The 23,426-nt window shown below is 37.1% G+C and carries 17 protein-coding genes; 14 read left to right on the forward strand and 3 right to left on the reverse strand.

The window, feature by feature from the left end; translation table 11 throughout:
• The gene (tilS, locus tag V6255_RS02590; protein ID WP_341626738.1) at positions 1–1,422 is read left to right on the forward strand and encodes a tRNA lysidine(34) synthetase TilS; all 1,422 of its coding nucleotides are present in this window, start codon (positions 1–3) and stop codon (positions 1,420–1,422) included.
• Here the strand turns inward: tilS and V6255_RS02595 are convergent.
• On the reverse strand, positions 1,402–2,295 hold the full coding sequence (locus V6255_RS02595; RefSeq protein WP_341626739.1) for a GGDEF domain-containing protein: 894 nt from the start codon (positions 2,293–2,295) through the stop codon (positions 1,402–1,404). The genes tilS and V6255_RS02595 overlap by 21 nt on opposite strands.
• A gap of 346 nt (positions 2,296–2,641) precedes the next feature.
• A complete protein-coding gene (locus tag V6255_RS02600; RefSeq protein WP_341626740.1) occupies positions 2,642–3,835 on the reverse strand; it encodes an NnrS family protein in 1,194 nt (397 codons plus the stop codon).
• 81 nt (positions 3,836–3,916) lie between these two features.
• Here V6255_RS02600 and frsA point away from each other — a divergent pair, with 81 nt between their 5' ends.
• From frsA to V6255_RS02620, 4 genes are all read left to right on the forward strand, one after another.
• The gene (gene frsA, locus V6255_RS02605; protein WP_341626741.1) at positions 3,917–5,176 is read left to right on the forward strand and encodes an esterase FrsA; all 1,260 of its coding nucleotides are present in this window, start codon (positions 3,917–3,919) and stop codon (positions 5,174–5,176) included.
• Between the two features lie 53 nt (positions 5,177–5,229).
• Complete coding sequence (crl, locus tag V6255_RS02610; protein ID WP_341626742.1) at positions 5,230–5,601, forward strand: sigma factor-binding protein Crl; 372 nt, start codon at positions 5,230–5,232, stop codon at positions 5,599–5,601.
• A 200-nt stretch (positions 5,602–5,801) separates the two neighbouring features.
• On the forward strand, positions 5,802–6,911 hold the full coding sequence (gene proB, locus V6255_RS02615) for a glutamate 5-kinase (protein ID WP_341626743.1): 1,110 nt from the start codon (positions 5,802–5,804) through the stop codon (positions 6,909–6,911).
• A gap of 42 nt (positions 6,912–6,953) precedes the next feature.
• A complete protein-coding gene (locus V6255_RS02620; RefSeq protein WP_341626744.1) occupies positions 6,954–8,201 on the forward strand; it encodes a glutamate-5-semialdehyde dehydrogenase in 1,248 nt (415 codons plus the stop codon).
• Between the two features lie 189 nt (positions 8,202–8,390).
• Here the strand turns inward: V6255_RS02620 and xseA are convergent, their stop codons facing one another.
• On the reverse strand, positions 8,391–9,719 hold the full coding sequence (gene xseA, locus V6255_RS02625; protein WP_341626745.1) for an exodeoxyribonuclease VII large subunit: 1,329 nt from the start codon (positions 9,717–9,719) through the stop codon (positions 8,391–8,393).
• Positions 9,720–9,897: 178 nt separating this feature from the next.
• Here xseA and guaB point away from each other — a divergent pair, with 178 nt between their 5' ends.
• The 9 genes from guaB (at position 9,898) to V6255_RS02670 (ending at position 23,417) form a co-directional block, all read left to right on the forward strand.
• The gene (gene guaB / locus V6255_RS02630; protein ID WP_341626746.1) at positions 9,898–11,364 is read left to right on the forward strand and encodes an IMP dehydrogenase; all 1,467 of its coding nucleotides are present in this window, start codon (positions 9,898–9,900) and stop codon (positions 11,362–11,364) included.
• Between the two features lie 184 nt (positions 11,365–11,548).
• A complete protein-coding gene (gene guaA, locus V6255_RS02635) occupies positions 11,549–13,129 on the forward strand; it encodes a glutamine-hydrolyzing GMP synthase (protein ID WP_341626747.1) in 1,581 nt (526 codons plus the stop codon).
• 109 nt (positions 13,130–13,238) lie between these two features.
• Entirely contained in the window at positions 13,239–13,784 is a 546-nt protein-coding gene (gene ampD, locus V6255_RS02640; protein ID WP_341626748.1) for a 1,6-anhydro-N-acetylmuramyl-L-alanine amidase AmpD, read from the forward strand.
• 327 nt (positions 13,785–14,111) lie between these two features.
• On the forward strand, positions 14,112–14,861 hold the full coding sequence (gene pdhR, locus V6255_RS02645) for a pyruvate dehydrogenase complex transcriptional repressor PdhR (protein WP_160060516.1): 750 nt from the start codon (positions 14,112–14,114) through the stop codon (positions 14,859–14,861).
• Between the two features lie 196 nt (positions 14,862–15,057).
• The gene (aceE, locus tag V6255_RS02650) at positions 15,058–17,718 is read left to right on the forward strand and encodes a pyruvate dehydrogenase (acetyl-transferring), homodimeric type (RefSeq protein ID WP_341626749.1); all 2,661 of its coding nucleotides are present in this window, start codon (positions 15,058–15,060) and stop codon (positions 17,716–17,718) included.
• 57 nt (positions 17,719–17,775) lie between these two features.
• Positions 17,776–19,353, forward strand: a complete 1,578-nt coding sequence (aceF, locus tag V6255_RS02655; protein ID WP_341626750.1) for a dihydrolipoyllysine-residue acetyltransferase — start codon at positions 17,776–17,778, stop codon at positions 19,351–19,353.
• A 106-nt stretch (positions 19,354–19,459) separates the two neighbouring features.
• Positions 19,460–20,890, forward strand: coding sequence for a dihydrolipoyl dehydrogenase (lpdA, locus tag V6255_RS02660; protein ID WP_341626751.1), 1,431 nt, complete (start codon positions 19,460–19,462; stop codon positions 20,888–20,890).
• 1,006 nt (positions 20,891–21,896) lie between these two features.
• Entirely contained in the window at positions 21,897–22,730 is an 834-nt protein-coding gene (locus tag V6255_RS02665; RefSeq protein ID WP_160060520.1) for a winged helix-turn-helix domain-containing protein, read from the forward strand.
• Positions 22,731–23,051: 321 nt separating this feature from the next.
• Positions 23,052–23,417 (forward strand): YacL family protein, encoded by a 366-nt coding sequence (locus V6255_RS02670; protein ID WP_341626752.1) that lies wholly within the window; start codon positions 23,052–23,054, stop codon positions 23,415–23,417.
• The last annotated feature ends 9 nt before the right edge of the window (positions 23,418–23,426 follow it).

A 23,426-nucleotide genomic window follows, 5' to 3' on the forward strand; every position in this document is an offset into this window, starting at 1 on the left:
ATGCACAATAAGATGGAGGCTAAATTTAATCTACATTTGAAGGCGTTATTAGATCTCTTACCTGAAAATGCTTCAGTATCGGAGCACTTTCCAGTTTCTTCATCTGAGACACTATTATCAGAAAAACCAGTAAATGAAACTCCACGACTTGTGGTTGCACTGAGTGGCGGGGTTGATTCAGTTGTGCTATTACATTTATTAGTAAACTTTAAAAAATGTCATCCTGCTTATAGTGTTATAGCACATAATGTTAATCATGGACTGAGTGATAATGCAGATCATTGGGGAATATTTTGTGCTGAACTTTGTCAAAAATTAAAGGTTCCGTTTATAAGCTCTACTGTTAAAATTGAAAAAAAATCAAGAAGCAGTCTAGAAGCACTTGCACGGGATGCTCGTTATCAATGTTTTAAAGATAACATGTTAGAAAACGATATTATTTTGACAGGGCATCATCAAGACGACCAACTTGAAACCTTATTATTAGCACTAAAAAGAGGTTCAGGCAGTACTGGATTGCAAGGCATTAGAAGTACTCAGCCTTTTTTTAATGGGCACTTAGTTAGGCCATTATTAATTTTTTCTCGTCAAGCATTAACCGATTATGCTGAGTTTTATCAACTACAATGGATTGAAGATGAAAGTAATCAAGATATAGATTTTGATCGTAACTTTATTCGCCATCAAATATCACCTCTATTAATACAGCGTTGGCCTGCAATGGCTCAATCAGCTTCTAGAACCGCACAATTATGCCAAGATCAGCAAACGTTATTAAACGAAGTTGCACAGCAAGATTTAGGTCAATGTATGGTTAAGCGTCTATCTTGTCAAACACTTGATATTGCTTCGCTTGCTGCATTTAGTAGCGTAAGACGTAATAATGTTATCCGCTTTTGGCTTAAGTCTAATGGATTACAATACCCAAGTAGTAAACAGCTGACTATATTATGGCAGGAAGTTGCGCTTGCTGACGCCGATAAACAACCTAAGCTACAGTTAGAATCGAATACGATTTGTCGTTATCAAGAGGCGCTTTACATTGTTCCTATACAATCGATAAAAACACTTGAGGAGCCTTTAACTTGGTCAGGCGAGTCTTTTTTATGGTTAGATAAAGATCGATTAGGAGTTGATTTTTCTCAGGTAGATCCTGCTGTGGCTAAACAACATCAAATACAGTGTTGTTTTCGTCAACACCTTGACGCAAAGTTAATGTGTTTACCTGAAGGGCGTAATAAAACAAGAAGCATTAAAAAGTTGCTACATGAATACCAAGTGCCGCCATGGTTACGAGACCAAGTTGTGTTTATCTTGGTGGATAATCGGTTAATTGAGGCTATTGGTTTATGGCGTTGCCAACCTAATGCCTCTAATGTATCAAATATCCCTATAATGGACTTATCGTTGTATTCTCGCTAAGGCTTTATTTTCATAAAGGTTTTGATCTGCTAACTCAAATAACTGCGTTGCACTGGTTCCTATTTCCCAATGGCTATAACCAATGCTTGCTGAAAAGTTAATTTCTTTTAAACTTATATTATTGCCTATTTCTTCTTTAATACGCTGATGAACCTTATCAATTGAGCAAGGTGCTGATGGTTGTAAAATAACCACAAATTCGTCACCGCCTAATCGAAATACGATATCTGATGTACGAATACTTTTTGTTAAAACTTGTGCAAACTGATTTAGCACTTGGTCGCCTTTTAAGTGGCCATAAGTATCATTAATCACTTTGAAGTGATTGATGTCTAGTACCATTAATGACAAGCCTAAATTAGCTCGATTACTTTGTTCGATCGCATGAAAGATAGTTTCTTCGTAGTATGCTCGGTTGCCTATATTAGTTAAATGATCTTTGTAGACCATTGCATTTAATTCAGAAAACTTTAAAGCGTGCTTTAAATTGGGTATCAATAACGCATGTAATTCAGTTAATAATTTGTCTTCATTCACTGTAAATGGTGTTTCGCTTTGATATGTCATTGTTCCCAATCTTGGCGACTGCCCTGAAGATCCTAAATTAAAGTTTTTAGTGAAATTGTTGTGTTGTAATTTAGGCAAGCTAAAGAAACCAAAAGCAGATTGAAAACGAATATTAAAAGGGCGGTTAAATGTTGCCACAAGGGTGGCAAAATTGTCCATCATCTCTTTTAAGTCTAAACTTTGCTGTAATGTTTCTAGTGTGAGCAATTTATCTTTAACGCTTAATAAAGGTTCATTGGAAAAAACAGTGAAAACCGGTGTACGGTGTCCTAAGTTACTGTGTTTATTATTATGGATGGTTTCCATATGATTTCCTTTTTTATTACGTTGATGACAGTAATTTGGCTTTTGTGAGTATCTATTCACAATTAAGCTATATTCGTGCCAATTTTGGAATAGAAAAGTCATTTCAATCTAATTTAGAAAAGGTTTTTTTTGCCGATATTTAAAATAAATAATGGAATCATAAGTTTGAAGTATATTTTTATAATTTATTTGTTAATAGGGAGAGGTTTTCTACTTATTTGTTTTTTATGATTAGATGGCACCTTGAATACCAATAGCCCCTTTAATAACAATTTTATTGTGTTTAAAGGGGAAAATAATAAATAAAAGACTGATATTTAGAAAATAATCCTGACGTTAATTTATTTTAACCAGGTCGTTTATCAAGACGAGCAGAAAGTAACATTTTTGCATAAAAAATAATAAATAATATAAATGCACTACACCAAAAAAGAGCACTTATGGCATAAGCCATTAAGGGTAAATCAGGTAAGAAATACGGTAAAAAACCACGTGCTAATGCAGAGAGAGCTGTAGCAATAAAAGCTATATTCATCCATTTAGATGGGTTTAAAGGTCTGCCTGTATGGCCTAAAGAAACGCGACTTATCATTGCTAGTATTATTCCGCCAATACCGCCAATAGCAGATAGGTGAATCATACTCGTGCTATCTAATCCGGGTAGTAATATGCCTAAAGGATAAAAAATCAAACCAATGGCAAGTAGGAAGTAACTTAGATGTAATGACCATAATAAAGGGACTGGTAAAGTGGTTAATGGCTTCCAGCGTAATAATCTCATTAAGTGAGCAAGTCCACATATTAAGGCTAACGGGACAGAGAAGGCGGTTAATGAGGGAAACCAAATTATAATTGCTAGCAATAATAAAGGAGCAAGGCATAAATACTCTAAGCCAAGTATAGCCACAGGTTTTTCAGTATTAGTTCCTTTGGCTGTAAAAAATGGAATCACTCGCCCACCCATCACCGCAATAATAAATAACACTAAAAAGAACATACACCATATTGCTTGTTGTGATGTTATATATTGATAAGAGTGCACGGCTAGTAAGCTAACGGCATTTAATATACTCATAATAATCAGTAGCGGTACAAAAAATAAGTTTTTCCATTGCTTGGCTGAAATAACAGATGTTGCTAAGGCAATCGTTGCGAGTGGCATCCAGCTTACTTCCAGTATAAAGGTGATCCAAAATAATGATGGGGGAAGGAAAAATAAAGCTAAGCGTGAAAGTAACCATATTGTAAATAGTATTGCTAATTTTTTACCTTTTAAGCCAGGCGAACCAGTCCAGTTCTGCACTGCGGTTAGTAAGAAACCGAGTATGATTGCCCCTGTAAAACCAAATAACATTTCATGTGCGTGCCAAAAACTGATTGATATTTGTGAAGGTAAAGCCATTTTTCCTGTTAATAATAAAACCCATAACAATGCACTAATAACACTGAAAATTGTTCCTGCTAAAAAAAAAGGTCTAAAACCTAATCTAAATACAGGTATTAATTGTTGTTCTTTAGCATTGTCGCTTATCTGGATCATGTTATTCTCTACCTTACTGAACTGACTTATATCGATTAGATTGAAATGATAAGTTAAACCCTATTATTAAACGAGGAACTTATGTCGAAAAACCTATCTGAAGTTCTCTTTTCTGAAAAATATAATATTCAAGAAACCTCTACCCTAATTGCTAATAGTTGTTCTAAAAAGAACAAAAAATTACATAACTCAACAATGGACGGTGGGGAGCAAGCTGGTTGGTATCGATTGCTTAAATTATTGCAGTGGGCTTGGCAAGGTTTAGATATCATTGATTGCTATGAAGTCTTAGCAAAAATAAGCGCTTCCACTAACCAGCGGAGTGATCCTGAATTGTTAGATACAGTGATTGGATTCCGTTCAGGCAATTGGAGCTATGAATGGTCAAACAAAGCCATGCGATACCAGAAGCAAGCAAATCAATTTGCGAGCAATGGTAATAAAGAAAAAGCTAAAAAATATTATTACCTGGCATCACAATATTACAGCGTAGCGAGTTACCCACATTTAAAAGGTGATGAGAATAGTATTCAAGCTCAAACGTTGGCTTATAGTAATTATCGAAATGCATTTGAACATGATGACCATGCTTTATTAAAAGAAATTCATGTCCCTTTTGAAGGTAAAAGCATTCGTTGTTATTTACACCTACCTAATGATCATGTAATTCACCCTGTTGTGATTGTTAGTTCAGGTCTTGATGCTTTGCAATGTGATGTTTTACCTTTGTTTGAAAAACAACTAAAACCAGCGAACATTGCAATGCTAACCGTTGATATGCCTGGCGTAGGGTTTTCTAATCACTTAAAATTAGAGCAAGATACCTCTCGTTTACATCAAGCCGTTTTAAAGTATATGAGTGAAGTACCTTGGGTAGATCAGTCTCGTGTTGCTTTGATGGGAATGCGTATGGGTGGAAATGCCCTTACTCGCCTTGCTTATGTTGAACCTAAATTAGTCAGAGCTGGGGTTAGTGTTGGAGCTGCCGTAGGGAGTATTTTTGATGATATTAATAATTTCAAAAAACTACCTGTGATGACCTTAGATTGTTTAGCGAGTCGAATGCAATTAAATAACTCAGATGTGAATAATTTATATCAACTTTGTGTTCCATTTTCATTAGTTAAACAAGGGTTGCTTGGGCGAAAACGTATTCAAACACCATTATTGAGTATTGGCCACGCAGAAGATCTTATGTGTAATGAACAGGATTTGAAATTGATTGCAAGAGCGAGTTGGGAAAGCGAATCTAAGATTATTAGTAAACCGCCTATTTTTGATTCTTACTTGGAATCTTTAGAATACTCTGCTAAATGGTTGACAAAACATTTACAAGAGTAAATGATAGGCTAGAAGATATACTACTCATAAAAATACTAAAGGAGCCTTTTGATATGCCTGAGACCCTAATAAAAGGGCCATCGCGTGGTCGTTTGTTTAAGTTATTTACTGATATGGGCCCTTACTTTCGTAAATTACAGTCTGATGAGAATAAATTCTTCTTCGATTGTTTAGAAATATGTGTTGATGCAGAGGAAGAGCCTGAAAATAGAATATTTTTAGGCTGGTGGATGATTGTAACGCGTAACGACAATGAATTTACTTACCAACGTTTTAATGGCTTATATGATATTGAAGGGAATTGGGTTGCTCAAAAAATAAATAAAAAGCAAATGAAACAGCTCGATGAATCTTTCGAGGCTTTTATCGTAAAGTTAACTGATTTAATTGATGTGGAAGTAGGTTGCAAACTAAAAACTAGTTAAGCTATTTATTTTATAATGTTCAACTTGATTCTTGATTATAGGTGAATATTTATTTTGACTCTTTCATTACTGCAATAATGGTATACTAGAAACAGCAACTCACTTAGTTGCTGTTTTTTTTTGAGCTCAATAACGGTTATTATTAATACATCTCTTGATAAATTGAGCCTTTTTTATTTTTTGAAACGAAGCATAAACGAATGAATGCGAATAAAAAAACAATTGTAGTTAAATTAGGCACTAGTGTTTTAACTAGTGGTACCACTAAGCTCGACCGAGCTCAAATGCTCGAAATCGTTAGACAGTGTGCAATGTTGCATAAACAAGGTCATCCCATTATCGTTGTTACCTCTGGTGCAATTGCTGCAGGTAAAGAACACCTCAATATGCCTGATATTGAACCTACCGTTGCTAATAAACAAATGTTAGCAGCTGTTGGTCAAGGGCAGTTAATAAGAGAATGGGAAAATCTGTTTAAGATATACGGTTTGCATGTTGGTCAAATGTTATTAACACGAGCTGATTTAGGTGACAAAGGGCGTTTTCTTAATGCTCGTGACACACTTAATACATTGTTAAAGCACCGTATTATTCCATTAATAAATGAGAATGATGCCGTTGCTACCCGTGAAATAAAAGTGGGCGACAATGATAATTTGTCGGCGTTGGTTGCGTTATTAGCCGATGCCGACCAGCTTATATTATTGACCGATCAGCAAGGTTTATTTACAGCTGATCCACGCAATAACCCTGATGCTAAATTAATTACAGAAGTCACAGAGATAACCGATGCGATTCATAACCTTGCAGGTGGAAGTGTTGGTGGTTTAGGCACTGGTGGTATGGCGACAAAAATAGAGTCTGCTACCGTCGCTAACCGAGCTGGTATTGAAGTGGTGATCGCTTCAGGACAGCGTAAAGATGTTATCATCGATGCTGTAAACGGCATGTCGGTTGGTACACGATTTGTGTCTGAAAATAACCGTTTAGAAGCTAGGAAAAATTGGATATTTGCAGGATCTCGTTCTGCAGGTGTTTTAGTGGTTGATCAAGGTGCAGAGAAAGCCATTCTTAATGATGGTAGTAGTTTACTCGCTAAAGGTATTCTATCTATTGAATCTCACTTTTTACGTGGTTATGTTGTTTCAGTTAATAATCAAAGAGGTAAAGAGATCGCACGTGGTATCGTTCGTTATAAAAGCGCAGATATCGAAAAAATAAAAGGTCAGCACTCAGATAAAATTGAAGAAATATTAGGTTATGAACATGGCACGGTGGTAATACATCGAGATGACCTAGTTATTTTATAATTAAGATCCTATCTACTGTAGGATCTGTTCAAAGGAGTAGAAATGAATTTACAACAAATAGGTCAACAAGCGAAAGATGCAAGTTACGAGTTGGCGATCACTGATACGACTACAAAAAATGCCGCACTTGAGGCAATTGCAATTGAACTAGAAGTTAATGTTGCGGAAATTGTTGCAGCAAATAATAAAGATATCGAAGCAGGTAAAGCAGCGGGCTTAACTGATGCGTTATTAGACCGCCTGTTATTAAACGAAGAACGTTTAGCGGGTGTGATCGCTGATTTACGCAGCGTAATAGGTCTTGCAGACCCTGTCGGTGAAGAATTCGATGGTAAAGTATTAGAAAACGGCTTAAAACTTTGTAAACGCCGTGTACCGGTAGGTGTATTGGGTGTTATTTATGAAGCTCGTCCAAATGTAACCATCGACATCGCAGCATTAAGTTTAAAAACAGGTAATGCAAGTATCTTACGTGGCGGTAAAGAAACTATTAATTCTAACCTTGTGCTAGTTAAATTGATTCAAGCAGCATTAGAAAAAGTAGGTTTACCAACAACATCAGTACAGTACATAGAAAATACAGATCGTGCCTTAGTCGGTGAGTTATTAAAACTAGATAAATACGTGGATATGATTATTCCTCGTGGTAACTCTGGCTTACAAAAATTCTGTAAAGAAAATAGTACTATTCCTGTGATTATTGGTGGCATTGGTATTTGTCATCTATTTGCTGAAAAAACCGTAAATGTTGAAAAAGCATTAGTGATTATTGAAAATGCAAAAGTACAACGTCCAAGTGTTTGTAATGCTTTAGATACATTGTTAGTTGATGCTGACATTGCTGAAATATTTTTACCTAAACTAGCTGCACACTTATTACCATTAGGTGTCACGTTAGTAGCGGAAGAAAAAGCAAAAGCAATATTAGGTGATGACGCACAACTTGCACAAGAAGGTGACTTTTCTCGCGAATGGTTATCTTTAAATTTAGGTGTAAAAGTCGTTGCAGATTTAAGTGAAGCGTTATCACATATACGTGAACATAGTTCAGAGCACTCTGATGGTATTTTGACTAATGACTTTACAATCGCAAACAAATTCATCAATGCTGTTAACTCTGCTGCGGTTTATGTCAATACAAGTACGCGCTTTACTGATGGTAGCCAATTTGGTTTAGGTGCTGAAGTAGCGGTATCAACTCAGAAATTACATGCACGTGGGCCAATGGGGTTGCCTGAGCTAACCACTTATAAATGGATTGGTATAGGCGATAACTTAATTCGTTCTTAAGCTAATAACTAGTTACTAATTGTTTTAGTTAACTAGCTTAACAAGTTAAAATACTAAAAAGGGCTTGATACATGTCGTATCAAGCTCTTTTTTATGCTTATTACTTTTTTATGCTTATTAATTTAGGGGGGGGGGGAATTTATAGCCCGTACATTAGAGAATGATTAAGCATTTTACTATTATTGATTATTAAATAACCTGCGCATTAAACAGACCTTTATCTAATGTTACTTGAATCGTTTCGCCCACTTTAAGCGTTGTCGGGTCAGTGCTGACTTTACCACTTTCATCTTTAACAATTGCGTAACCACGAGCCAGCGTTGCTAATGGACTAAAGGCATTAAGCTGTTGTATTTGATGATGTAGATTTTGTTCTGAATGAGTTAACTTCGCCGCCATTGCTTGAGTTAATTGTCGACTTAATTGCTGTTGTTTTTGTAATTCAATATTAATGTGATGACCTGGACTGGCTTGCTGCAACCGATTTTTCAGTTGCGTGGTTAAGTTATTCTGAAGCTGCATTTTTTGCTGCATTGCGTATTGTAAGCGCAAACTTAATTCATCTAGGTGTTGAGCTTGTTGTTGTAACTTATGTTTTGGATCGTGTTGTAATAAGGTTTGCTTTAATACACTTTGCTGGTGGGTTTTATGTTGCATGGTATTAAGCATAGATTGTTTAAGGCGATTAACTAATGTTGTTAACTGAGTAGAAACAAAGGTTTTGTGTTGGCTAACGAGTTCAGCTGCTGCAGAAGGGGTTGCTGCTCGCACGTCGGCAACAAAGTCACTAATAGTCACATCTATTTCATGGCCTACGGCACTGATTACTGGTAATTGACTATGATGGATAGCATAAGCCACTTCAGGTTCATTAAAACACCACAAATCTTCTAAAGAGCCGCCACCACGCCCTACAATTAACACATCACATTCATGGCGAGCATTTGCTAATGCTATTTGTGATGCAACTGATAAAGCACTACCTTGCCCCTGAACTTGGCTTGGGTAGATAATAACTTGTAAACGCGGATCTCGACGCTGTAATACACTCAATATGTCATGTAAAGCCGCGCCCGTTGAAGAGGTAATGATACCGACACGTTTGATTATTTCAGGCAATGGCTTTTTTAAAGATTCAGAAAACAAACCTTGTGCCGCTAATTGGCATTTTAACTCTTCGAATTGCTGCTTTAATAAACCATCACCCTCTGGCGCCATTGTTTCGACAATCAGTTGATAATCGCCACGTGCTTCATACAAGCTGAGTTTTGCTCGTACTAATACTTGTTGGCCGTGTTTAGGTGTAAATCCTGCTCGGCTATTATTGCCTCGAAACATCGCACATTTGATTTGTGCATTATGATCCTTGAGTGTGAAGTACCAATGCCCTGAAACCGCGATGGTCAAATTTGAAATTTCACCGGATAACCAAATAACACCTAATCCAGTTTCAAGTAAGGATTTTGCGGCACGGTTAAGTGAACTTACGCTGTATATATTTTTGTTTTGAGTCGCCATAACAGAGTTTTTTACCAAATAAATCGGGGCCTAAATATTAACACAGTAAAAACTCAGTATAAAAACATAAATAGTATTGTACTTATTGCTGATTACGATTAAAATCCCACCGCAATATCATACCCAAGCTATTTTGGGTATATCTAAAAATGCTCCCAACTATAAGTGAGATATTGCAATGCTAAGAATCGCAAAAGATGCGTTAACATTTGACGATGTATTATTAGTACCAGCCCATTCGACTGTACTACCAAACACTGCCGATCTAAGAACCCAATTAACAGAAAACATATCGTTAAATATCCCTGTTGTATCCGCTGCTATGGATACAGTAACAGAGGCGCGTTTTGCTATTGCTTTGGCTCAAGAAGGCGGTATTGGTTTTATTCATAAAAACATGTCTATTGAAGTGCAAGCAGAACAAGTTCGTTTAGTAAAAATCCATGAAAGCGGTGTTGTCGCTACGCCTGTGACTGTTTCACCATCTACTACCTTAGGTGAAATCAAAGAATTAACTGAGCAACATGGTTTTGCAGGTTATCCTGTTGTTGAAACATCAGGAGAATTAGTGGGTATCATTACTGGACGTGATGTTTTATTTGAAACAGATATGTCGCGACCTGCCTCTGCGGTAATGACACCAAAAGCTGAATTAGTGACTGCTAAATCAAATACACCGCGAGATGAAATTGAAGCGTTAATGCACAAGCACCGCATCGAAAAAGTATTATTAACAGATGATAACTTTAAATTGAAAGGTATGATCACCGTTAAAGATTTCCGTAAAGCAGAACAAAAACCTAATGCATGTAAAGACGAGTTAGGTCGTTTACGTGTAGGTGCCGCTGTTGGCGCGGGTGCTGGTAATGAAGAACGTGTTGATGCATTAGTAGAAGCAGGTGTTGATGTATTATTAATTGATTCATCACATGGTCATTCTCAAGGTGTGTTAGATAGAATTAAAGCAACACGTGCAGCATATCCAAACCTAGAAATTATCGGTGGTAATATCGCAACAGGTGATGGTGCTAAAGCATTGGTTGCAGCTGGTTGTAGTGCTGTTAAAGTCGGTATCGGCCCTGGTTCAATCTGTACGACTCGTATCGTAACAGGTGTTGGTGTACCACAGATCACTGCTATTTCTGATGCGGTTGATGCATTAGAAGGGACCGGTATTCCTGTTATAGCTGATGGCGGTATTCGTTTCTCTGGTGATATCGCAAAAGCATTAGCAGCTGGCGCATCATGTGTCATGATGGGTAGTATGTTTGCTGGTACGGAAGAATCTCCTGGTGAAATCATTTTATTCCAAGGTCGTTCATACAAATCATACCGTGGTATGGGATCTTTAGGTGCGATGTCTCAAGGATCATCTGATCGTTACTTCCAATCTGATAATGCAGCAGACAAATTAGTACCTGAAGGTATTGAAGGTCGCGTTGCTTATAAAGGTAAAGTAAAAGAAATTATCCATCAGCAAATGGGTGGCGTACGTTCATCTATGGGCCTAACGGGTTGTGCAACGATTAAAGAAATGAATACAAAAGCAATGTTTGTGAAAATCACAAGCGCAGGTATGGGTGAAAGCCACGTACATGACGTTGCTATTACTAAAGAAGCACCTAACTACCGTAGTGGTAGCTAAGTAAATAATGAGTCTAATGTGCAAATAGCAATGTAGCTATCTATTGAGAATAAAAAGTTTTATTGATAAATCTTTTTGTAAATAAGCACTTAGCTCTGCTTCCTTAAGTTATAAATAAAAGACGATATATATCGTCTTTTATTATTTTTAGAAACTGAATAAAAAGAAATTAAAGGACAATATAATGAGTAAGAACATTCATGAACAGCGTATTCTAATATTAGATTTTGGTTCTCAATACACACAATTAATCGCGCGTCGTATCCGTGAAATTGGTGTTTATTGTGAACTTTGGAGCTGGGATGTTAATGAAGAGGACATCAAAGAGTTTAATCCTAACGGTATTATTCTTGCTGGTGGCCCTGAAAGCGTTATAGCAGAAGGTTCTCCACGCGCATCTGAATACGTATTTACTGCTGGCGTGCCAGTGTTAGGTATTTGTTACGGCATGCAAACTATGTCTCACCAATTAGGTGGTGCAGTCATCAAAGGTGAAGGCGAAGGCGAGTTTGGTTATGCCAAAGTTGAAGTGCAAACTAAATCTGCATTCCTTAAAGGTATCCAAGACGCATTATCTGCAGACGGAAAACCATTATTAGATGTATGGATGAGTCATGGCGATAAAGTGTCAGCTATTCCTGCTGATTTCACTACCGTTGCTAACACGGCTACGTGTCAATATGCTGTTATTGCTAATGAAGAAAAACGCTTCTATGGTGTTCAATTTCACCCAGAAGTAACGCATACCGCGCAAGGCGAAGGTATGTTACGCAACTTTGTTGTAGATATTTGTGGTTGTGAAACATTATGGACACCTGCATCAATTATTGACGATGCCGTTGCTCGAATGAAAGAGCAAGTAGGTGATGATGAAGTTATCCTTGGTCTATCTGGCGGTGTAGATTCATCTGTTGTTGCGATGTTATTACAACGTGCTATTGGTGATAAGTTAACATGTGTATTTGTTGATAACGGTTTATTACGTTTGAACGAAGGTGCGCAAGTAATGGAAATGTTTGGTGATAAATTTGGATTAAACATTATCCATGTTAATGCTGAGCACCGTTTTCTTGAGCAAATGGCTGGTGAAAACGATCCAGAAGCTAAGCGTAAAATAATCGGTCGTGTTTTTGTTGAAATCTTCGATGAAGAATCTAAAAAACTAGCTAATGCAAAATGGTTAGCACAAGGGACTATTTACCCCGATGTTATTGAATCTGCTGCTTCTAAAAATGGTAAAGCGCATGTTATCAAATCTCACCATAACGTAGGTGGTTTACCTGATGATATGGAAATGGGATTAGTTGAACCTCTTCGTGAGCTTTTTAAAGATGAAGTACGTAAAATTGGTTTAGAGCTTGGTTTGCCATATAACATGTTATACCGTCACCCGTTCCCTGGGCCTGGTTTAGGTGTGCGTGTTTTAGGTGAAGTGAAGAAAGAATACTGTGATTTATTACGTCGTGCAGATGCTATCTTCATTGAAGAGTTACACAAAGCTGATTTATACCATAAAGTAAGCCAAGCATTTGTTGTGTTCTTACCGGTACGCTCTGTCGGTGTAATGGGTGATTGCCGTAAATATGATTGGGTTGTTTCACTTCGTTGTGTTGAAACTATCGACTTTATGACAGCACGTTGGTCTCACTTACCATATGAGTTAATCGGTCACGTTTCTAACCGTATTATCAATGAAATTGATGGTATCTCACGTGTTGTGTACGATGTGTCGGGTAAACCACCTGCTACTATTGAATGGGAATAATCATCAATAAATAATGACTGTTTAAATTAAAGCAGTGGTTTAATATAAAAGGTGGCTTATTAGCCGCCTTTTTTGTTTTTAACTTCTTAAGTTTTGATAAGGAAAAATAATGATCGATACATTTGGTTTGCTGAGCAATGCTACTTTTATTAAAAGTCCTTTTTATAATCAACGACCAAATCAGGCTGAAATTAGTTTACTGGCGATCCATTGTATTAGTTTGCCAGAAGGGCAGTTTGCAACAGAGCATATTAAAAACTTATTCACTGGGTGTCTAGATTGCTCCGCTGACCCTAGTTTTGCCGACTTACAAGGTTTAGAAGTGTCTGCTCACTGTGTGATTCGTCGAAATGGCGCAATAGAACAGTATGTTCCCTTTGAGCAACGTGCATGGCATGCAGGTGTATCTTCTTTTCAAGGTGTAGATGGATGTAATGACTTCTCTATCGGTATTGAATTGGAAGGAACTGATTGTACGGCTTATACTGAAGCACAATATCTAGCGTTAGCTGATACCACTAAGCACATTCAAGTTCGTTATCCTTTAATTACAAAGGATCGCATTGTCGGGCATAGTGATATTGCGCCTGGCCGTAAAACAGACCCTGGTAGTGGCTTTAATTGGGACCATTATTTAAAGTTGTTAATTGATTAGTGTTATTTTTATGATGTTAAAACATCTAACAAATAAATTTATTATTTAATTAAATAAAAAATTGGTCAATAAGTCATACATATTAAATAGTCGAAATGATAGCTTTTAAGAAACAAAGATTTTTATCAATACATAAACAGTCTTTATCCCTTATTAAGGCAATAACCATCAACTTAATGAGGTCATTTAAAACGATAAAAATCTAGACATAAATTGTTAATTTTGTTAATTTCTATAGCTAAATATTAAATTGGTAATACCATTTTACATTTGTTGTGATTTGTTCACTGCAATAAGAGTATAAAGTTTAACTAAATTAAGGCTGTTATGACTTACGCAAAAATTAAACAACCTAAGCTTGCCGATGTGATCGAATCACAACTCGAGAGCATGATTTTAGAAGGTAGTTTAGAGCTTGGCGAAAAGTTATTACCAGAGCGTGAATTAGCGAAACAGTTCGATGTTTCACGTCCTTCATTACGCGAAGCCATTCAACGTTTAGAGTCAAAAGGACTATTAACACGTCGCCAAGGTGGTGGAACGTACGTTAAAGAAGAATTGCGTGAGCAATTGACTGATCCTTTATTTGAATTATTAAATTCACACCCTGAATCTAAATATGACCTATTAGAATTTCGTCATGCTATTGAAGGATTCTCTGCTTATTACGCTGCTTTACGTGGAACTTCAGAAGATTTCAAAAAAATAAAAACAAGTTTCAGTGCTATTGATATGGCAAACACAACTGGTAATATTGAACTTGAAATAGCATCTGTTGCGGAGTTTTATTTAGCCGTCATCGAAGCATCGCATAATGTTGTCTTTTTACATTTAGCGCGCGGCATTAAACCTCTGTTACAAAAGAATATTTCAGACAACGTTAAACAGTTGTATTTGTATCCAGAAGTCGCGAAAAAAATACATGAACATCGATTACAGTTGGTGGATGCTATTTTATCTAAGCAACCAATGAAAGCGAAAGAAGCGTCAGATAAGCATCTTAATTATATTGAAGAAACGCGCTTGGTTATGTTGCGCGAAGAAAGTGCCTTTAAACGTGAGTTAGGCGGCTTTTAAAAGTAACCTCCGTTTTATAGTGTGACGGACACAATCAACAATGTGAAACATACTTATATACATAACTATTTAGATTACTTATTGCCGAAATGGCATGCAAACGTGCTGTAAAGCAGGTAGTGGTTAATGTAAATAATTATAACAAAACGCTTAGCTTTCGAGCTGAGATTATCTAGTGATATAGAAGGAAAGTGTCATGACTGACATCTTAAAAGATATTGATGCACAAGAAACTTCTGAATGGCTTGAAGCATTAACAACCATTCTTGAAGATGAGGGCTCTGAACGTGCTCAATTTGTCCTTGAACAAGTGATTGAAAAAGCACGCGTTGAAGGTGTTAACTTGCCAACTGGCATTAACACTAACTACGTGAATACTATTCCTACAAGTGAGCAACCTGCTTATCCTGGCGATCTGAAAATAGAACAACGTATTCGTTCAATTATTCGTTGGAATGCGATCATGATTGTTATGCGCGCTTCTAAGAAAGATTTAGATTTGGGTGGCCACATGGCTTCTTATCAGTCAGCTGCTGCATTTTACGAAGTATGTTTTAACCACTTCTTCCGTGCATCCAATGAAACAGATGGTGGTGATTTAGTTTATTACCAAGGCCACATTTCTCCTGGTATTTATGCTCGTGCATTTCTTGAAGGTCGTTTAACTGCTGAGCAGTTAGATAACTTCCGCCAAGAAGTAGACGGTAAAGGTTTACCATCTTACCCGCATCCAAAACTACTTCCTGAATTTTGGCAGTTCCCTACGGTATCGATGGGGCTTGGTCCAATCGCTGCTATTTACCAAGCACGTTTCTTAAAATATCTTGACGGTCGTGGTTTAAAACCAACTTCTGCACAACGTGTCTACGCTTTCTTAGGTGATGGTGAGATGGATGAGCCAGAATCTCGTGGTTCATTATCATTTGCTTCACGTGAAAAACTAGATAACTTATGTTTCTTAGTTAACTGTAACTTACAACGTCTTGATGGACCTGTAATGGGTAACGGTAGCATCATTCAAGAACTAGAAGGCCTATTTACAGGTGCTGGTTGGAATGTTGTTAAAGTTATCTGGGGTGGCAATTGGGATTCCCTAATCGCTAAAGATACGTCTGGTAAATTATTACAATTAATGGAAGAAACTGTTGATGGTGATTACCAAACATTCAAATCTAAAGACGGTGCTTATGTTCGTGAGCATTTCTTCGGTAAATACCCTGAAACAGCTGCACTAGTTGCAGACATGACAGATGAACAAATCTTCGCACTTAAGCGTGGTGGTCATGATTCATCTAAACTGTACGCTGCATTTAAAAACGCAGAAGATACAGCGGGTAAACCGACTGTCATCCTTGCTAAAACTGTTAAAGGTTACGGTATGGGTGCAGCTGCTGAGGGTAAAAACATTGCTCACGGCGTGAAAAAAATGACTGAAGAGCATATCGAAAGCTTACGTGATCGTTTAGGCCTACAAGACTTATTAAGTGATGAGCAAGCTGCAACACTGCCTTACTTAACGCTTGAAGAAGGTTCTGAAGAGTACAAATATCTGCATGGGCATCGTGAAGCGTTATTAGGTTACACACCTAAACGCCTACCTAAGTTTACTGAAAAACTAGCCGTGCCAGAATTAGATAAATTCTCAGCACTATTAGGTGAGCAAAAACGTGAAATTTCAACAACTATGGCTTACGTACGTATCCTAAATGTATTGTTGAAAGATAAAGGTATTGGCAAAAACATCGTACCAATTATTGCCGATGAAGCGCGTACATTTGGTATGGAAGGTCTATTCCGTCAAGTTGGTATTTACAACCCACATGGTCAAGAATACACACCAGAAGATCGCGGCGTCGTTTCTTACTACAAAGAAGCAACATCAGGTCAAGTATTACAAGAAGGTATTAATGAACTTGGTTCAATGTCTTCTTGGGTTGCTGCTGCAACATCTTACAGTACTAATGACTTACCAATGATTCCATTCTATATCTATTACTCTATGTTTGGTTTCCAACGTATTGGTGATATGGCATGGATGGCAGGTGACCAACAAGCACGTGGTTTCCTATTAGGTGCGACTGCTGGTCGTACTACGCTAAATGGTGAAGGTTTACAGCATGAAGATGGCCACAGTCATATTCAAGCAAATACTATTCCTAACTGTATTTCTTACGATCCAACATTTGCTTACGAGCTAGCAGTTATCGTTCAACATGGTATTGAGCGTATGTATGGTGAGAAACAAGAAAATGTGTTCTATTACTTAACAGTAATGAATGAAAACTATGCAATGCCAGCAATGCCTGAAGGTGTTGAAGAAGGTATTCGTAAAGGTATTTACAAGTTTGCTTCACTACCAGGTAAGAGCAAAGTACAACTACTAAGTTCAGGTACTATTATGAATGAAGTACGTGCTGCTGCGACGATACTAAGTGAAGAATATGGCGTTGCTTCTGACATCTTCTCTGTTACTTCATTCAATGAATTAACACGCGATGGTCAAGACGTTGAACGTTACAACATGTTAAACCCTGAAGCAGAGCAAAAAACACCATACATTACGTCTGTATTAGGTGATGAGCCAACAATTGCTGCAACGGATTACATGAAAAACTATGCTGAGCAAGTACGTGCGTTTATTCCTGCTGATTCATACAAAGTACTTGGTACTGATGGTTTCGGCCGTAGTGATAGCCGTGAAAACTTACGTCGTCACTTCGAAGTTAATGCGGGTTACGTTGTTGTAGCTGCGCTAACTGAGTTAGCAAAACGTGGTGATGTTGAACGTAAAGTCGTTACTGAAGCGATTGCTAAGTTTGATATCGATGTAAACAAAATCAACCCATTATTTGCATAAATCAGTCTCGGTGTTAGTAGAAGCTAACACCGACTTTTATTGATTAGGAAAATTATTATGTCTGAATTAAAAGAATTTTTACTACCTGATATTGGTGCTGATGCGGCTGATATTACTGATATCTTAGTTGCAGTCGGCGATACTATCGCTGAAGACCAAGATGTATTAACGATTGAAGGCGATAAAGCGTCAATGGACGTACCTTCATCAGTTGCTGGTGTTGTTAAAGAAATCAAAGTAAATGTTGGTGACAGCGTTTCTGAAGGTAACTTAGTATTAATCGTTGAAGTAGCTGGCTCAGCTGCCGCGCCTACAGAAGCTCCAGCTGCTGAAACACCAGCTGCACCAGTTGAAGCTGCCGCGCCAGTTGCACAAGCAGCGACTGCAGTTAAAGAACTATGCGTTCCAGATATCGGTGGTGATGAAGTTGAAGTGACTGACATTCTAGTTGCTGTTGGCGATACGATCACTGAAGACCAAGATATCATCACTGTTGAAGGCGATAAAGCATCAATGGACGTACCTGCTCCATTCGGTGGTGTTGTTAAAGAAATTAAAATCGCGACTGGCGATAAAGTGTCTGAAGGCACATTAATTTTATTGATTGAAGCTCAAGGCACTGCGGCACCTGTAGCGGCAACTGCTCCAGCAGCAGAAGCACCTAAAGCAGCACCTGCAGCGGCTCCAGCTCCTGCAAAAGCAACTAAAGCTGAAGTTGCTGTAAACAAAGACGTTAAAGCTTCACCATCAGTTCGTCGTATTGCACGTGAATTCGATTTAGACTTAAATGTAATTGCTTCTACTGGTCCTAAAGGACGCACAACAAAAGATGACGTACAAAAATACGTTAAAGCTCAATTACAAGCGGCTAAATCTGGTGGCGCTGGCGGTCTAGCTGTAGCAGCTTCACCTAAAGTAGATTTTGCTAAATTTGGTGAAGTGGAAGTGAAAGAACTTTCTCGCATCCAAAAAATATCTGGTCCTGCTCTACACCGTAACTGGGTAACTATCCCACACGTTACGCAATTCGATGAAGCTGATATCACTGAATTAGAAGAGTTCCGTAAGGAACAAAATGCAATTGCGCTTAAACAAGATCTGGGTGTTAAAATTAGCCCATTAGTGTTTATGATGAAAGCAGTAGCTAAAGCATTACAACAATACCCTAACTTTAATTCATCTCTATCTGAAGATGGTCAAAGCTTGATTCTTAAGAAATACTTCAATATTGGTATCGCAGTAGACACACCAAACGGTCTAGTTGTACCAGTAGTTAAAGATGTACTAAACAAAGGTATTTTTGATATCTGTCGTGACATCGCTGAAATTTCTAAGAAAGCACGTGCTGGTAAATTAACATCTAAAGATATGCAAGGTGGTAGTATGACTATCTCTAGCCTTGGTGGTATCGGTGGTACTCAATTTACACCAATCGTGAACGCGCCAGAAGTTGCTATTTTAGGTGTGTCTAAATCAGCAATTAAACCACAGTGGAATGGTAAAGAATTTGAACCTCGTATGATGGTTCCTCTTGCTCTTTCATATGACCATCGTGTAATTGATGGTGCTGACGGTGCACGCTTTATTACTGCCGTTAATAAGCACTTATCTGATTTACGTACGTTAATCCTATAATCTTTGTTAAGCAGGTCGGCAGTTATGTCGACCATTTATTTACATTCTATTAACATTTGAATAGACTACAAATCCTATTCGAGTGTTCTTATTTATAGAGGTCGTCATGAGTAAAGAAATTAAAACGCAGGTTGTTGTATTAGGTTCTGGCCCTGCAGGGTATTCTGCAGCATTTCGTGCAGCAGATTTAGGGTTAGAAACAGTTCTAATCGAAAAATACAGCACATTAGGCGGTGTTTGTTTAAACGTAGGTTGTATCCCATCAAAAGCACTTCTACACGTTTCTAAAGTAATTGAAGAAGCAAAAGCGCTTTCTGAACACGGTGTATTATTTGGTGAACCTTCTACAGATATCGATAAAATCCGTATCTGGAAAGAAAAAGTAGTTTCACAGTTAACTGGTGGCCTACAAGGCATGGCTAAAATGCGTAAAGTAACATCTGTTACTGGCATGGGGCGTTTCACTGGTCCAAATACAATTGAAGCAACAGATCTTGACGGTGAAGTAACAACTATTACGTTTGACAATGCAGTTATCGCTGCTGGTTCTCGTCCTATCAAATTACCATTCATTCCACATGATGACCCACGTGTTTGGGATTCTACAGATGCATTAGAACTTAAATCTGTACCAAAACGTTTACTTGTATTAGGTGGTGGTATCATCGGTCTAGAAATGGGTACAGTGTACAAATCTCTAGGTTCAGATGTTGATGTTGTTGAGTTTGCTGACCAATTAGTACCTGCTGCCGATAAAGATATCGTGCAAGTTTATACTAAGAAAGTAAAAAACAAATTCAATATCATGCTTGAAACTAAAGTGACTGGCGTTGAAGCTAAAGAAGATGCGTTATACGTTTCTTTTGAAGGTAAAAATGCACCTGCAGAAGCAAAAGCTTACGATGCAGTTTTAGTGGCTGTTGGTCGTGTGCCAAATGGCTTATCGTTAGATGCTGAAAAAGCAGGTATTACGGTAACTGAACGTGGCTTTATCGAAGTTGATAAGCAAATGCATACTAACGTACCGCATATCCACGCAGTAGGTGATATCGTTGGCCAACCAATGCTTGCGCATAAAGGTGTGCATGAAGCGCATGTCGCTGCTGAAGTTATTGCTGGTAAAAAACATTACTTTGATCCTAAAACTATTCCTTCAATCGCTTACACTGAGCCAGAAATGGCTTGGGTTGGTGTGACAGAGAAAGAAGCGAAAGCGCAAGGTCTTAACTACGAAAAATCAGTATTCCCTTGGGCTGCTTCTGGTCGTGCAATTGCATCTGATTGTTCAGATGGTATGACTAAGCTTATCTTTGATAAAGATACGCATCGTATTCTTGGTGGTTCTGTTGTTGGTACTAATGCTGGTGAATTACTAGGTGAAATCGGCCTAGCAATTGAAATGGGTTGTGATGCTGAAGATATTGCATTAACAATTCATGCTCATCCAACATTACATGAATCAGTTGGTTTAGCTGCTGAGATTTATGAAGGTTCAATTACTGACTTACCAAATGCAAAAGCGGTAAAACGTAAATAATTTAACGAGTTAATTGTTAATGTTAAGGCAACTCATTGAGTTGCCTTTTTTGTATCTACTCTGCCTAAAATTGATTTATTCGTTATAAAATCTACTGCCAATCAAGTACCATAAGAAATACTAGATCGCTATTTTCTTCCGTTATTATATTCAATTATCTCCCAATAGCTCCTCATTGGGTTAATTATCGGATAGAGCTTTTCATTAATAACATGGGAGGATATAAAGCGTTATTAAATATTTAATCTACTATGATCCTGTCTAGGGTCTGTTGATCTTTCGAGTTCGTTTTTACAGCAATTTGTTGACTATTTATACAGATCTGAGCTTATGTAATGTGGTTGTTCCACATAAATAAGCGAAAAAGCATTATAAATTGTCAAAAAATACTGTCCTCAGGATTATTATGCTCTTCGTTAGGCAAGATTTGCTTAGAATCACTAAGCTACACCTTACTGGCCGTGATCAAAACGTGCTGGATTGAACAAAATTCGAACGGCAAAGATCAACAGCCCCTAGTATGTAAAAACGATATTCTTCATATTATTTTTATAAGATAACTTTATAAAGTAGTGGAATTTAAAATAGGTAAAATTGTTTAGAACTTATTACAGAGGTTGTCTTTGGTTATTAAACATATGGAAATACTTAGCACAATATCGATGGTGATATTTTAAAAAGACTAAGCTTACTTTTTAGCAATGATTATTGTTATTATTTATTTAACTCTGAATTCCAAGTAAATAAGTAAAAATATCTATTATTAAATATATTTTCTGTCTATTTTTCTTTGCATGATAAAAAAACTACTCTATAGTAATGAATAGTGATTTTATTTTTACAAATTAATGACTGAGTAGGAATACGTTTGTGTTTTTATGTTAATTTGATAATATGATTGCGAAAATATATAAGAGACTGCCTAAGTAGTCCGAAAATTAAAATAAAAAATTGCCTATCCATTGGAACTGGCACTTATATTAAAACAAAAATGGGTACTATTATTATGTTAGAAAAAAGTTTAGTTGTGGGCGAATTCCACATTGATACGAGCCAAAATAGTTTAATTCATGGCAGCCGTAAAGTTTATTTAGGTCCTTTACGTACTTCACTTTTGCACTTTTTATGCAAAAATGTAAATACTGTTGTTACACGTGAAGATCTTGCACAACACGTTTGGGGTCGTTTAGTAACGGACCATACAATCAATCAACATATCTCTCAGTTACGCAAAAGCGTAGGTACATTAAGTCTTCATGGCTTAAATATATCTACTATTCCTAAACGTGGTTACATCGCACGTATGGAAGGTTTAACTGTTTCTGAAAATACTGTTTCACCAATGGCACAGGGTGAAATCATTACTAATGCAATTACTAATATGAAGGTGTTAATTGTTGAAGGTTCTGCTGAAGGCCGTATACAGTTAATTGACCAATTAGAAGCGTTAAACGTTTCTTACGTTGAAGGTGTTGCTACAACACTTGAAGCGGAGCGCTCAATTGCACTACAAGATTTTGACTTAATTATCGTTGATGCTTTATTACCTGAATGTTCAGGTATTGAGCTGATTAAATCAATCCGTACAGGTCAAACATCAGCGTCAGCTGATATCAGTATTTTAAACTCTCATCACGATGTGCAACGTGAATTATTAGGTTTAAATAGTTTATTAGATGTTCAAGGTTTGCTACTAAAACCTTTCGAATCAAATCGTCTTAAACAAATGTTGATGGTTGCAAGTAAATCTAATGTGGTATTAAAACCACAAGCAGCTTATGAATTAGTACCAACGAACGTTGTTGCTACTGCTGAACTAAAAGTAGCAGTTAATTCTTAATTAATAACTGACTTGACTAGTAGAAAGCTCTTATATCTTTATATAAGGGCTTTTTTATTTTCTTTTATCCTATTCCTATCTATTAGTTATTTTTTATACTTGAAATTTATTAGGGATTTTTTATCTAAACTTGCCTATAAGTCATTTTAGTTAACGAACTAATAATTGAAAATTAAAAAATAGTTTATCGTTTATCACCTTATTAACACTGATTCTTTTTAGTCTTTTCTGCAGAGCCTCAATTCTTTCTCCCTAGTCAATTGGTATAATATTAAAACCTGTTTATACTGCGGACATAATTCAATAATAGAGAAGAATGTAATGGAATTTGACTTTAAAAAAGATTATTTCAGCGATAAAGCAACGGTAAAACTATCAATGGGACATGAAGCTTTTGGTACTTGGTTAGAGCAAGAAGGTCAAAAAAAGAGCTGGGTTGAAGCTTTGCTTACGGTTATCGGTCAGTTACAACAACGTGAGATCACTGAATATAAATTAGTCGGCGATGAGTTTGCTTTAGACTTAAATACCGAAGAAGCTATTATTAGTAACCATAGCTTGCATCAATCTGAATCTGATTTAGAAGATGCTAACGATTTAAGTTTTTATGATCAAGAGATTCAATCTGAGTGTGGTTTAGAGGACTTCTTGAATTTATTGGAGTCATGGTTAGAGTTCATTGGGTAATAGCAAACT

This window comes from Psychromonas arctica (genome assembly GCF_038155225.1).
GTDB lineage: Bacteria > Pseudomonadota > Gammaproteobacteria > Enterobacterales > Psychromonadaceae > Psychromonas > Psychromonas arctica_B.